Annotated in this window: 9 protein-coding genes and 4 pseudogenes; 3 read left to right on the forward strand and 10 right to left on the reverse strand. The window is 67.4% G+C overall.

Features of this window, described 5'->3' with window-relative positions:
- Nucleotides 1-15: 15 nt before the first annotated feature.
- Entirely contained in the window at nucleotides 16-1,260 is a 1,245-nt protein-coding gene (locus ACIP4P_RS23890) for an RNA-guided endonuclease InsQ/TnpB family protein (RefSeq protein ID WP_400921460.1), read from the reverse strand.
- A 17-nt stretch (nucleotides 1,261-1,277) separates the two neighbouring features.
- Here ACIP4P_RS23890 and ACIP4P_RS23895 point away from each other — a divergent pair, with 17 nt between their 5' ends.
- Nucleotides 1,278-1,682, forward strand: coding sequence for an alpha/beta fold hydrolase (locus ACIP4P_RS23895; protein WP_400921462.1), 405 nt, complete (start codon nucleotides 1,278-1,280; stop codon nucleotides 1,680-1,682).
- A 106-nt stretch (nucleotides 1,683-1,788) separates the two neighbouring features.
- Here the strand turns inward: ACIP4P_RS23895 and ACIP4P_RS23900 are convergent, their stop codons facing one another.
- The 4 genes and pseudogenes from ACIP4P_RS23900 to ACIP4P_RS23915 all read right to left on the reverse strand — a co-directional run.
- Entirely contained in the window at nucleotides 1,789-3,231 is a 1,443-nt protein-coding gene (locus tag ACIP4P_RS23900; RefSeq protein WP_400921464.1) for an aldehyde dehydrogenase, read from the reverse strand.
- A 349-nt stretch (nucleotides 3,232-3,580) separates the two neighbouring features.
- Nucleotides 3,581-4,272: pseudogene (locus ACIP4P_RS23905) on the reverse strand (response regulator).
- A 468-nt stretch (nucleotides 4,273-4,740) separates the two neighbouring features.
- Nucleotides 4,741-4,899, reverse strand: a pseudogene (locus tag ACIP4P_RS23910) (ABC transporter permease); the annotation flags it as partial.
- Between the two features lie 589 nt (nucleotides 4,900-5,488).
- Nucleotides 5,489-5,894, reverse strand: a pseudogene (locus ACIP4P_RS23915) (transposase); the annotation flags it as partial.
- A gap of 660 nt (nucleotides 5,895-6,554) precedes the next feature.
- On the opposite strand from ACIP4P_RS23915, the gene ACIP4P_RS23920 reads away from it, so the two are divergent.
- Nucleotides 6,555-7,253, forward strand: a complete 699-nt coding sequence (locus ACIP4P_RS23920) for a LuxR C-terminal-related transcriptional regulator (RefSeq protein WP_400921466.1) — start codon at nucleotides 6,555-6,557, stop codon at nucleotides 7,251-7,253.
- Nucleotides 7,254-7,631: 378 nt separating this feature from the next.
- On the opposite strand, the pseudogene ACIP4P_RS23925 reads toward ACIP4P_RS23920, so the two are convergent.
- Nucleotides 7,632-7,715: pseudogene (locus ACIP4P_RS23925) on the reverse strand (IS5/IS1182 family transposase); the annotation flags it as partial.
- Nucleotides 7,716-8,108: 393 nt separating this feature from the next.
- On the opposite strand from ACIP4P_RS23925, the gene ACIP4P_RS23930 reads away from it, so the two are divergent.
- On the forward strand, nucleotides 8,109-8,810 hold the full coding sequence (locus ACIP4P_RS23930) for a LuxR C-terminal-related transcriptional regulator (protein ID WP_400921468.1): 702 nt from the start codon (nucleotides 8,109-8,111) through the stop codon (nucleotides 8,808-8,810).
- Nucleotides 8,811-9,295: 485 nt separating this feature from the next.
- Here the strand turns inward: ACIP4P_RS23930 and ACIP4P_RS23935 are convergent, their stop codons facing one another.
- From ACIP4P_RS23935 to ACIP4P_RS23950, 4 genes are all read right to left on the reverse strand, one after another.
- Nucleotides 9,296-10,504, reverse strand: coding sequence for an ABC transporter permease (locus ACIP4P_RS23935; RefSeq protein WP_400921470.1), 1,209 nt, complete (start codon nucleotides 10,502-10,504; stop codon nucleotides 9,296-9,298).
- Between the two features lie 44 nt (nucleotides 10,505-10,548).
- The gene (locus ACIP4P_RS23940; protein ID WP_400921472.1) at nucleotides 10,549-11,871 is read right to left on the reverse strand and encodes an ABC transporter permease; all 1,323 of its coding nucleotides are present in this window, start codon (nucleotides 11,869-11,871) and stop codon (nucleotides 10,549-10,551) included.
- A 60-nt stretch (nucleotides 11,872-11,931) separates the two neighbouring features.
- Nucleotides 11,932-12,705: an ABC transporter ATP-binding protein gene (locus tag ACIP4P_RS23945; RefSeq protein WP_400921474.1), complete on the reverse strand. Its 774-nt coding sequence runs from the start codon at nucleotides 12,703-12,705 to the stop codon at nucleotides 11,932-11,934.
- 72 nt (nucleotides 12,706-12,777) lie between these two features.
- The gene (locus ACIP4P_RS23950; RefSeq protein ID WP_400921476.1) at nucleotides 12,778-13,185 is read right to left on the reverse strand and encodes a transglycosylase SLT domain-containing protein; all 408 of its coding nucleotides are present in this window, start codon (nucleotides 13,183-13,185) and stop codon (nucleotides 12,778-12,780) included.
- Between the last annotated feature and the right edge of the window lie 262 nt (nucleotides 13,186-13,447).

Raw genomic sequence — 13,447 nt, forward strand, 5'->3', positions numbered from 1 at the left:
GACGTCCTCCAGGCCCTAAAGGACCTGGATTCCTACCACCGGAACGTGCCGGTCTGGGTGGGTTCCTGCTTCAACGCGCGGTGCCGGGACCGAAGCCCTGGTCTTACCTACGCTCTGCGAGGCGTTTAGCCTGTCCGCCCGTCCGGCGGCCAGGATGTTGCGTGCGGCGTTGACATCGCGGTCGTGGACAGTCCCACAGTCCCCGCAGGCCCACTCACGGACCGACAGCGGCTTGGGGCCGTCCTTGATCCCGCAGGCGGAGCAGACCTGAGAGGTGGGCTCGAAGCGGCCGAGGCGGCCGAAGTACCGGCCGTGCTTGATGGTCTTGTACTCCAGCATCGTAAGGAACTGCGACCATCCGGCGTCGTGCACGGACTTGGCGAGGCTGGTCCGCGCGAGGCCCTTCACCGCGAGGTCTTCCACGTACAGCGCTTGGTTGTCGCGCACGAGTCGCGTGGATTCCTTGTGGTGCCAGTCCCGGCGGCGGTCGGCCACGCGGGCGTGCTGACGCGCGACCTTCCTGCGGGCCTTGGCCCGGTTGTTGCTGCCCTTCGCGCAGCGGCTCAGGGCCTTCTGCATCCGCTTGAGCCTGCGCTCTGCTTGGCGGAGGAACTTCGGGGCGTCGATCTTCTTCCCGTCCGACAGGACGGCGAAGTGGGTGAGACCGAGGTCGATCCCGGTCTCGCTGTCCAGGCCGCCGCCGAGGTCCAGGTCTTCGATGATCTGCGGTTCGGTGTCCACGACGAAGGATGCCCAGTACCGATCGGCGGCGTCCTTGGCGACCGTGACCGAGGTCGGGGCGGCCGGGAGAGGACGCGACCAGCGCACCTCAAGGTCGCCGATCTTCGCCACGTACAGACGGCCGTTGTCCCGCAGGGAGAACCCGTTGGCGGTGAGCCGGACCGACTGCCGATTGTCCCGCTTCGACTTGAAGCGAGGGGGTGCGATCTTCGGACCCTTGCGCCTGCCGGTGACCGAGGAGAAGAAGTTCCGGTAGGCGGTGTGCAGATCCCGAAGGGACTGCACCAGCACCACCGACGACACATCCGCCAGCCACGCACGTTCCCCGGTGTGCTTCGCGGTGGTGATGACCTGCTTCTGCAAGTCGGTGTCCTTGACGTACGGCAGCCCCGCCGCATGGGCTTCCCGACGCACCCGGAGGCCGTCGTTGAAGACCACCCTCGCGCACCCGAACGCCTGAGCCAGCGATCGACGCTGACCGGGCGTGGGATGCACGCGGTAGTTGTACCGGAGCTGCACAACCCTGATCGTATCGTTTGGTCTATGTCCCCGGGTCCACGCTCGGGACCGCCCTGGACCCGGTCACCTATTCGCTCCCGGGCAGCACCGGCACGACGGACCTGTACATCCGCGCGGACGCGTTCCGCCACCAGTTCGCCGCCGACGTCCCCGCCGGCCAGGCGGCGCTCATGGCCGCCACGCAGCGTCCGATCGCCCAGCGCGCCCTGCAGGAGCCGGCGACCGTCGCCGCCTGGCGGGAGAAGCCGAGCTGGGACGTCGTCACGACCGAGGACCTGAACATCCCCGAGGCCGTCCAGCTCTTCATGGCCCAGCGGGCCCACGCCCACGTCACCGAGGTGGCGGCCTCGCACTCGGTCGCCGTGTCCCGTCCGGGGATCGTGTCCCACGTGATCGAGGAAGCAGCTCGGGCCACCCGCTGACGCGGCCGGAGCACGAGGTGCCGGGGCAGGCCGAACCGGCTCGCCCCGGCACCGGAACCGGCATGAGTGGCGGGTGGGGCCCACAGCGGGCGGCACGCGGCACGCGTCACAAGGTGATGGTCTTGTACTCCGTGTAGGAGCCGAGGCCGACCGCGCCGAACTCGCGGCCGATGCCGCTGGCCTTGAAGCCGCCGAAGGGGCCGTCGAAGCCGACGGCGGCGCCGTTGACGGTCACCGTGCCGGTACGGATGCGGCGGGCGATCGCGAGCGCGTGCCCCTCGTCGGAGGACCAGACACCGCCCGACAGGCCGTACTCGGAGTCGTTGGCGATGCGGACGGCCTCGTCCTCGTCGTCGTAGGCGATGACGACCAGGACCGGGCCGAAGATCTCCTCCTGGGCGATGCTCATGGAGTTGTCGACGTCGGCGAAGACCGTGGGGGTGACGTAGTTGCCCCGCTCCAGCCCTTCGGGGACCTGGGGGCCGCCGGTGACGAGGCGGGCGCCCTCCTCGATGCCGAGCGCGATGTAGCGGCGGACGCGTTCCTGCTGGTCGGGACGGATCATCGGCCCGATGAACGTGTCCGGGTCACTGGGGTCGCCGACCTTGAGGGACTCGACGAGCTCCTTGAGCGCGGCCACGACCTCCTCGTAACGGTCGCGCGGGGCCAGGATGCGGGTCTGGGCGATGCAGGACTCGCCGTTGTTGAGCAGGGAGGAGAACTTCAGCCCTTGAACGGCCACGCGGACGTCGGCGTCGGGCAGGATGACGGCCGCGGACTTGCCGCCCAGCTCCAAGCTGACCCGCTTGAGCTGCTCCCCGGCGATCGAGGCGATGCGCCGGCCGGCCCGGGTGGAGCCGGTGAAGGCGATCTTGTCCACCTCGGGGTGGGAGACCAGGTACTCACTCGTCTCGCGGTCGGCGGGCAGGACGCTGATCACCCCCTCGGGCAGCCCCACCTGCTCCAGGAGCTCGGCGAGCAGGCCCATGCTCAGCGAGTTCTCCGGGGAGACCTTCAGCACCACCGAGTTGCCCGCCAGCAGCGCCGGGATGATCTTCGAAGTCGCCGAGGAGAAGGGCGAGTTCCACGGGATCACCGCGGCCACGACACCCACCGCCTCGCGGCGCACCACGCTGCGCACCGGCGAAGCCGGGTCGGAGGGGATCAGTGTCCGCTCCCAGTCGAAGTCCTCGGCGGCCTTCAGATAGGCGTTGGCCTGGCGGGTCAGGCCCGGCTGGCCGGCCCGGGTGAACCAGGCCGCCGAACCGTTCTCGGCGGAGATCAGCTCGGCGATCCGCTCCGCGGCGGCCTCACGCAGCGCGTTGAAGCGCCGCAGCACTGCCACCCGCTCCAGCGGCGGGGTCTCGCGCCAGACGCCCTGTTCGAACGAGGCGCGGGCCGCGGCCACCGCGCGGTCCACGTCCGCCGGGCGGGCCTGCGCGGCCCGGCCGATCACCGTCCCGTCGTGCGGGGACCTGATGACCAGCGGTTCGGTGTCACTCGGCTCGGTCCAGCTGCCACCGATGAAGAGCCGGTCGTAAGTGATCATGTCTTTCTCCTTCAGCAATACGGCTATCTGTCACTCGACTGTAGCACTTAGATTCTCATCAGTCCCATGCCTGCCACTCAACAAGACGCGAGTGGAACGTCATGGATCCGTTCGACCGCCGCGCAGGACGAACCCCTGCGGTCCTCCTCCCGTCCACGGCGGGAAGGGCCGCGCGGCGCTCCCGCTGCACGGCGGCGGGTCACTGGCCATCGCCCATGCCCTGCGCGGCACCACCCGGTCCCGTCCGACGACGGTGTCGGGTGCCGAGGCCGTGGACGGGCCCGGGGGCGCCGGGACCGGTGACGTAGATCGACTCCCGGCCGACGCACGACACGGTTGCCGGTGGCACCTACCGTCGGGTCGCTCCGGCCTGCCGGTGGGTGCCGCCGGTCAGCAGGCCCGCGCGCTGGGCGAGCAGCGCGGCCTGGACCCTCCCGCTCACCCGCAGCCTCATCAGGATCGCGCTGACGTGATCCTTCACCGTGCCGGTTCCCAGGGTGATCCGCGCACCGATCTCGGTGGTGGAGAGCCCTTCGGCGATCAGGATCAGTACCTCCCGCTCCCGGGGTGTGAGCCGACCGACCTGCGCGACCTGCGGGTCGGCCGTGTCCGGCATGCTCCCGGGATGGCCGCGCATCAGGCTGCGCGAGGCCTTCGACGACAGGACGACGCCACCCGCCGCGAGGGTGCGCACCAGCGCGGCAAGTCGTGCGGGCTCGGTGTCCTTGAGCAGAAACCGGCGGGCCCGGAGTTCAGCGCGGTCAGGACGTACTCGTCCGCTTCGGAGGTGGTCAGCATCGCCACCACCGGCGATGACGGCAGAGCGACCAGCTCGCGCAGCGCACTGAGCCCGTCCACGTCCGGCATCCGGTCCACGTCCGGCATCTGGATGTCCAGCAGAACGACGTCCGGCCGGTGCTCGCGGACGGTGGCCACGGCCAGCCCGCCGACGGCGGTGGCGACCACCTCGATGTCGTCCGCCCGCACCGAATCCCTGCCGTACCGGCCCGTGATCTCCTGCCCGCCCGCGTCGGCGCGCACGTGGGTGACCCCCGTTTCGCCGAACGGTGGGGAAACGGGGGGTGTGGCACGGATACAGACGACGGTTCTCTCGTGCGGCCCCTCGCCGAAGGTGTGGGCCACCGCTCGCGGGCCGTGACCGTCACCTCCGACCGTTCGGGCCGGTGCCGCCTGAGCGCGACAGGCCGACTCCCGGCAAACGGCCGACCCGGACCCGAGTTGGCTGTTCGGGTCGGCAGGGACTCCGCCGGGTTGCGCAGGTGGCCGGGCATCGAGCAGCGGCGGGTCCTCCGCGCGGTGTGCGGCCAAGTGCCCGCTTCCCTCCGGCGGCTGGGGAGCGTGCACCTGCTCGGTGGGGCCAGCCGGTGGTGGAGCCCGAGCGGTCGACCGAGGAGCCGATGAGAGCGACGGCGGAACTGGGGACGGTGCCCCCAGCAGCAGGCCGGCAGAGGTGGCGGTGCCGACCAAGACGGCGGGCAAGGCGCCGGGGAGCATGTGGTGGCTGAGGATCCGTCGGCGGGGCAGGCCGTCGAGGACGGCGGCCCGGACGTGCGGCAGGGCCGACTGGTCGGCGAGCACGCCGCGCACGATGCGGGTGTTCCAGCCGATCTGGCGGACCGCCGGGGAGAGCAGCGGTAGCACGATCATGCTGCAGGACTCGGTCCGAACCGCGACTCGGTAGGGGAAGGGGGAAGGGGTGAGGCCGGGAAAGGTCCCCGCTGCGGCGGGGACCAGCGGAACGATGTCGGTCGGTAGGCGTGGAGCGGGATGCCCGCGTCCGCCGCCTGCCGTCAGGCTCTGGAACAGCACGGTGACCACCAGCTGAGAGGAAGCCACGGTTGCCGGACCGACGAGACACTGGCACCGTCCGATCGCCCTCAAGTTGTCCCCGGGTGATTGTCAGGCAAGTTCGGTCGTAGCCGGCCCGTCGTTCACGGCCGTAGCCAACCTGCGGAGCACCGGACCCTCCCTCGCACCTGCGGTGCGTCGTCCATCCAGCGTGGGCGAAACGGGGGATGCCCGAAGCTCTCCATGGTGCAGGAAACAGCGGGCTGGCCGTCAGACGGTCGTTGCCTGGGAGTGCGGGCCCGGAGGGCCGACGGCACTCGTAGTCCTCGACCAGGGCTTCAGCCATGGTGCGCGAGGCGGGGTAGGTAGGAGGGTTCGGGCACCACCAGTCGATCGTCTGTCACCGAGGATCGCCCTCTGTTGGCCATGGGGACTGTGGGGCGCCACAGATCAGGTGGATCTTCGACCCCTTCTTGCCGCGGTCGGTCGGATTCGGTCCGGTCAGTGGCCCCCTATGAAGGCGCGGATACTCACCGAGTCACTGGCGCACCGCGACCGGTCCAGCTCGCCCTGGGCACCGAGCTCGTCCAGGACAACTCAGTACATCCGGGCCCAGACCCGTTCCCGGCTCCATTGCGCGAAACGTCGGTACACCGTCTGCCAGCGGGCCCCGAAGACCGGCGGGAGCTGACGCCTGTTGCAGCCCGAGGTCGCCACAAGGAACATCGCGGCCAGCACTTCACGGTCGCCAGCCGGCCGCCACCCTGCGGACGCTGAACGACCGTCGGCGGCACCACGCGTCGAAACAAGTCCCACAACTCGTTGGGGACCAGACGCTCAACAAGGCTTTCCACGACCACTCAACGACCCCTGGCACCAAGAAACGACGTATAAAATGCGGCCTGGACAGGATCCGGTCTCCGGTACCACGCTCAATGTCAAGCTTCACCCGCGCCGGCGTGCCCCGAGAAGTGACTCTTTCCCCCGTACGGATGCCGATATCGCGGAAAGTCGGTGGCCCGAGCCGGGATCCCGTCCAGCTGCAGCAGATCGTGGGCTGAGCCGCGCCATTTCTCGTGCATGAGCACCGCGGTCGGGGCGGCGGCCCGAGAAAATGGTCACAACCCGCCGCGGCGGCGGCCAGATCGGCGGCGGGGGCTGCCCGTTCCCGGTTTCCCTGCCCCTCCGGGAGGGAACGGCGGCCGGAAAGCCCTGGTCCCACCGCACCCCCGTACGGGTGGGCCCAGGGCTTTCCGTATACGCCGGAGATCCACGGCCCGGCCGTGCCGGCCAAGTCCTCGGGCCCGGGCGAACAGCCGGTCAGCTTCGCCGCACTGCTTCCGGTCGCCCGGAAGCACGCTGATAACCGTCCGGTCACCCCGGCCCGCCACACAGACGAGGTACACCCCCGACTTCTTGCACGTTCCCGTCTTCACTCCGGACGCCCTTGCGACATCGAAGTTCCGGATTAAATCGGCCAAGCCAACCCGGAACAACAACCAGGAGAACTCCGCATGCCCATAAATGTCCTAATCTCGGCCGAATCACCTTTCGTTAGAGAATGTCTCCAGCTCGCCATTGATTCGACTCCGGATCTCTACTGCGTCGGCGCCTTCCCCGAAAGTGAGGCCTCGGCATACATCGCAAACCGGAACCCCCAGGTAGTCCTCCACCACCTGTCCGAACTTGAAAAATGCACGGATTGTCTTCCTTTCATCCGGAACGCATCCTCCCATCCAAATCCAGTCCCCGTCGCACTCATCACGAGCTGCGAGATTCCAGAACACCATCACGAAGCACTGCAGGCCGGCGCCGCCGGAATTCTAGCGAAGACGATCACCGTTAACGACCTAGTTCACTCCGTACACCTGCTGAGCAACGGCGGGGTAACCTTCTGGCCCGCCAGCGTATGGACCGCCCTGGAGGCGCGCATTCGCCACCCACAGCCGGACGACCACACTCCGCTGGCCGTCGAGACCCTCACTCCAAGAGAACTCGATGTCCTGCTCCTGATCGGAGAAGGCCACGGCAACGAGCAGATAGCGAATCTTCTCCACCTGGAGTTCAGCACCGTCAAGGACCATGTGAGCGCGATACTGGCCAAGCTGGGCGCTGCCAACCGCACTCAAGCTGCGATAATCGCCGCCAGGTCAGGATATTCGAGGCCAGACCTCCAGTCGCTCCATACCGGTATACCGCGGCAGCGCCGCTGAGCACGCCTAAAAAAATCAGGACCGCATGCCAGGACGCAGAGGAAGCAGATTCCCCGACCATCCCGCCATTGGCGAACGACTCGTCCACGGGCGTCGAATCCTCGTTTCGACTGCTTTCCGCACTCGTCTGTCGGATTCGGCATACGGGGTCTCGGCGATGTCCTCCAAGGCACGAGCGAACCTGTGGCCGGTGATGGTGCCCTCCAGGGCGCGGCGCACCGCGTGGTGCGGGCCATAGCCTTTCTGCCGACAGCCGCAGACGATCTTGTAATTCTTCATACGGGCGAAAGTGAACTCGACGCAGGCGCACACGTCGAACGACACCGCGACATCAATAGCTGCGTCGGACGCCGACGCCCGTCCCGGGACCCTCGTTGGCGTGTTGGTAACGATGTTCCGCGTCCTGCCCACGATCTTCTTCCCGGCATCGATGCCTTGGTCGGCGGCGGGAACGCTGGATGCCCTTGCCGACCGGTCCGCGAGTTGAGCCCACCCTCGAACCATGCCCTAAGCCTTCGCCGCACCACCGACGACTGTAAGTGCACAGTTCACCGCAAGTGTCGAGGCCGATTCTCTCCGCCGAGCAGCAGCCACCGGGCCGGGTCGTTGTTCGGAAGCCGAGGCCAGCCCTGAGTTCAGGATTTCATATCGCTCAGACGTGGTTTCCTTTCGCTCTTTCTCTGGCAATCGGAGCATCTGCCATGCAGGATGTGGAGTGGTCACGAATCTTCCTCCCATCAGCGGCCACCGAAAGAACAGCCGGCACTGGAACGGCCCGACTGTCACTGGAATCACCCCGCCAGGAGCGAATCATGGTGACCCAAGGATCCTGCCCAACCAATAGAGGAAATTACCGTGCCCCTCAAGGTCATGATTGTGGGCAGGGACACCGCCACATGGGAGCGCCTGCGGATTGCCATCGATCTGACCCCGGACCTCCACTGCGTCGGCGCCCACCCGTGGCGCGAGTTCGAGGCACAGGCCCGAGTCCTCCGCCCTCAGGTCGTCCTCATCGGCGCGGACGACCTCTCGTCGATTCGGTATGCCCACGATCTTCCGGATCCACCGGCCGTCGCAGTGCTCACCGCCCCCGACTGTCAGCCGGACTTCCCCGCCACGGCACTTCAGGCAGGCGCTAGAGGAATCCTGATGAAACCGACGCCTCAGGATTTGATCTGCGCGCTGCGCATATTGGGGCGTGGTGGCATGGTATTCCACCCTCCAGCCATATGGATCGCACTATTGAAACATCTACGATGCCCCTGTTCGGCTAATTCATCCCAGTCTCCACCCCACCTCACCCCGAGGGAGTACTCCGTTCTGACTCTGCTCTGTGCAGGCCTACGAAACGCACGGATCGCACGTCAGCTTGATCTCGACACCAGTACCGTCAAAAACCATGTCAACATGATCCTGGCCAAACTGGGAGCCGTCGACCGCACCCAGGCAGCGGTTCTCGCAGATCGGTTGGGACTGATCGTCGATCCCGCTCCGACCGAGCCACTGGCCCCACTTCCGACAGAATCCGCACGAAGCGCGGATCCACCTCACGCCTGAGCACTGGGCTCCTCCCAGAACCCTGCGTGGCCGCACGGTCCAGGGTGGTAGCTACCACCCTGGACCGTGTTTTCGCTCGGTCACCGGGGTGGTGTCCGACGGGTGTTGTCGGCAGATAGGGGAGCCCGTTGCGGCATGCGAGCCATCTCACCCCTCTCCGGTAGTGAGACATGACTCCACCGGAAAGCTGGGCACCATTCACCTCCGACCCATACCTGGCCGGCCCTGCCGATGCACTCGCCGTCCAGTCGGTCGCCACGGCCGGCCGACATGGCGACCAAAGCCATGGTCGTCACGGTATCCATGCCGAGCACACCCCGACTGCCCGCCTGCCGTCGCCGTGTCCCGAGGACATCGAGTATGAAGGCCGCGTCCAATACCTCGGCCACGGTGAACTCACCACCTCTGCCGGAGAACCACCGCCAAAGGACTGTGATGGCCCCGGCGGCTTGCCGCCGGGGCCATCACAGTCAACAAATCACCCCTTAAACGGTCTTGATGCTCGACAGGATGCCCAGCCCGGCCGCCCGGCGGGCCGGCCAGATCGCGGCCACCAGGCCGACCAGCCCGGCCAGGCCCAGGAACAGCGCCAGCTGGCCGTACGGCAGGACGGTGGTCAGCCCAGCCAGGCTGGACTTCAGCGTCCCGTTGATCGCCCAGGCGATGAAGCAGCCGAGCAGCAGGCCGATCCCGGCGCCGAAGAGCGAGATCAGCACCGATTCCAGCCGGACCATCCGCCTGATGCCGCCGCGGTCCAGGCCGATCGCCCGCAGCATCCCGATCTCGCGCTTGCGCTCGAAGACCGACATCGCCAGCGTGTTGACCACGCCCAGGACCGCGACCAGAACCGACACACCCAGCAGCGCGTACAGGATGTTGAGCGCCAGCGTGATCATGCTGCTGAACTCCTTCTGGAGATCTGCGTGGCTCTGGACCCTGATCAGTGGATTGGCACCACTCGCATCCTTGAGTGCCTGCTGCAACTGGCCCGAGGCACCGTGCGAGCCCTTGACCAGGATCTGGGTGTAATGAGGCTCGGCCTCGTGATTGCCCAGCACGGAGTGGCTCAACAGGGCAGCCCCGTCCAAGACGGTGGAGTCGTACACACCGCCGATGCTCAGCAGGGCCTTGGTTCCGTCCGGGTACTTCATGACCACAGTGCTGCCCGTGCTCAATTCACCCAGCGCCGCGGTGGACTTACCGATCAGCAACTGTCCTTGCTGGAGCGCCGCCATGGAGCCGCTGACCATCGACGGATTGATCAGCTCGTCGATCACCTTGTCGTCCACGCCGTAGATCGGCATCGGCCTGCCGCCGCTGCCATCCGATCCCGACTGCTCCATGAGCTGCGAATCCAGCGGCGAGGCGATGGCCACCCCTGACACCTGCCTGATGGCGGGCAGCACCGCCGGGGATATCGGCTGGGCCTGCTGCATCATGCTGATCCGGTAGTCGGCTTTTAGATCCTTCGTCACCCGATTGGCAAGCATCGTGTTCACCGAGGTGGCGATGACGGTCAGGAGGCTGATCAGCATCACCCCGACGGTGAGCGCCGACGCTGTTGCGGCGGTCCGGCGCGGGTTGCGTGCCGCGTTCTGTCGGGCCAGTCTGCCCGAGATCCCGAACAACCGCCGGTACACCGGACCGACCGCAGCTACCACCGGGCGGGATAGCAGCGGCATGAGAACGAGCATGCCCACCATGGTGACCAGCGCTCCCAAACCGACGATCGTGAGGGCTAGGAGGATGCTCCCCCCGTGGCCTTCGCTTGGGACACCATCGTCAGCAGGCCGATCGTGATCAGCACCGCGCCGATGCTGTTGCGCACGATCAAGCTCCTCTGGGTGACAGGGCTGTCGTTGGCACTCATCGCTGCGACGGGGGCAGCGGCCGAAGCCCGACGGGCGGGAAGCAGCGCGGAGACGACCGTCACCAAGGTGCCGGTGGCGAGGGTTGCCAGCACGCTGGTCGGGGAGATCACGGTGCGACCGGCCATGGCCGGGTCAACAGAGCTCATCACGGACTGCATCAGAAGCCCAATGCCGACCCCGACCAGCAGGCCGAACATCGAGCCGATGCCGCCGGTCAGCAATGCCTCTACCAGCACCAAGCGCCTGACCTGCTGCCGGCTCGCACCGACGGCTCGTAGCAGGGCGAGTTCACGGGTGCGTTGGGCGATGAGCATGGTGAAGGTGTTGGAGATCAGGAAGACACCGACGAGCAGCGCGATTCCGGTGAAACCCAGCAGGATTGCGCGCAGTTGGGAGGTTCCCTTTTCCATCAGCCTCATCTGACGGGACCGCAGCTCCGCAGCCGTCTCGACCTTGAGATTGCCGGCCTTCCACAGCATGCCCTCGATCTCGGTGGCCAGTTGGTAGTCGCTGACCCCCGGCGCCGCCTGGGCCGAGACCGCGCTGAAGCGGCCGGGCCTGAGGTAGAGACGCTGTGCCGTGATGGTGTCGAACAGGAGCTTGGTGCCACCCGACGCCACCTGTGGGTCGTCGGTGTTGAAAATGCCGGCCACGGTCGCCTGTATGACAGGTCCGTCGACAGCCGCCCAAACCGAGTCACCGATCTTGACGCCGCGGGAGTCCGCGCTCTTCCGGTCGATGGCCACCTCGGTCGGGCCGGCCGGCCCGCGGCCCTGTGTCATCGGGTAGAGCTGGTCCTGGCCGTCACTCCCGGGGAACCAGTTGGCGCCGTAGGTCTTCCCCGGACGGCCGACCAGGTTCCCGTGCCCGTCAGAGATCTCGGCGGGACCCGAGACGGATCCGCGCACACTCTCGGCATCCGGACGGGCCCTGATGGCCGTGAGTGTCTCATCGGTCAGCAGCGCGTCCGGCTCCTCGCCGGGCGTACCTCTCTTCCTGGCCGACTCGTCGGTGACCTGGACCGAGATGCCGGTGAAGCTCCTGGATGTACCGCTCATGATGGATTGTCGGACGGAGTCGGTGAAGACCATGGTGCCGGCGACGAAGGCGGTGCCGAGCATGACGGCCAGCATCGTCATCAGCAGTCGGCCCTTGTGGGCCAGTACGTTGCGCAAAGCGGTGCGGAACATGGGGGAGCGTCAGTCCTGGGAGTATCTCGGGGATCGGTGGCGTCGCGTGGCTGAACGGGCTCAGCTGGTGCGGCCCTTGGCGTCGAAGCGGCGCATGCGGTCCAGGACGGTGTCGGCGGTGGGGGTGTGGAGTTCGTCGACGATGCGGCCGTCGGCGAGGAAGACGACGCGGTCGGCGTAGGAGGCGGCGACCGGGTCGTGGGTGACCATGACGACGGTCTGGCCGAGTTCGCACACGGAGTTGCGCAGGAAGGAGAGGATCTCGGCGCCGGAGCGGGAGTCGAGGTTGCCGGTGGGCTCGTCGGCGAAGACGATGTCGGGCTTGCTCGCGAGGGCGCGGGCGCAGGCGACGCGCTGCTGCTGGCCGCCGGAGAGCTGGGAGGGGCGGTGGGAGAGGCGGCCGGAGAGGCCGACGGTGTCGACGACGCGGTCGAGCCAGGCCTGGTCGGCCTTGCGGCCGGCGATGTCCATCGGGAGGGTGATGTTCTCCAGGGCGGTCAGGGTGGGGAGGAGGTTGATGGCCTGGAATATGAAGCCGATGTGGTCGCGGCGCAGCTGGGTGAGCTGCTTGTCCTTCAGGCCGACGAGTTCGGTGTCGCCGATGGTGGTGGAGCCGGAGGTCACGGTGTCCAGGCCGGCCATGCAGTGCATGAGGGTGGACTTGCCGGAGCCGGAGGGGCCCATGATGGCGGTGAACTCGCCCTGGGGGAAGGTGACGCTGACGTTGTCGAGGGCGACGACCCGGGTCTCCCCCTCCCCGTAGACCTTGTTCAGGCCGGTGGCGCGGGCGGCCGCCAGGCCGGTACGGCCAGCAGTTACGGTCGACGAGGTCACGAAGACTCCTAAGTGAGGTGTCGGCAGGGAAGTACAGCGGCAGCCGGCTCCGCGGATGAGGCGGACGATGTGTCAGCTTTCAGGCGCCGGCGCCTGGGAAGTGGTGAGTACGTGGTCGGCTGGCGGTGTCGGTAGAGCCGTTTCGAGCGCAGCCTCGTCGAGATAGCGGAAGTCGGCGATGTGCCGCTGGACCTTGGCAACGTACTCGCGGGTCTCCGGGAAGGGCGGCACGCCGTTGGCGTATTCCACAGCGAATTCGTCCCACGTGGCGGGGGTGAACTGGGCGATGTCCTTCGCCCCCGCAGCAGAGACGGCGCTCGGGTCGAAATTCGACTCGACGTGAAGCTGGCTGGCGAGCAGGGACGGGGTGAGGGTGGAACAGGTCCTGGCCGCCGCCATGACCAGAGGGACGAGGTCAGTCGGCAGGCGCGGGGCGGGCCTGTGGTCGGCAACGCTCGAGTGCAGGTTCTGCATCACCATGGCGCCCGCCAAGGTTAAGAAGTGCAGCGGCTGTCACGACGATGATCCGCTTTCCCCCTCTGGTCATGCCCGGTCCGCTCCTTGCAGTCGGCACCAACTTCCGCAGCACAGAGCCCTCCTACGGCATCAGCGGCGAGTGTTCCGTCCATCGTGGGGGAACGGATCGACCCGCTGCCACCCTCGTGACTCAGGACTCACCAGGGTCACCAACAGCCCCTCTTCGTCTGGGTGTCACGGGACTGGAAGGCAAGAGTCACCCACC

The organism is Kitasatospora sp. NPDC089509, assembly GCF_044749365.1.
Taxonomy (GTDB): Bacteria; Actinomycetota; Actinomycetes; order Streptomycetales; family Streptomycetaceae; genus Kitasatospora.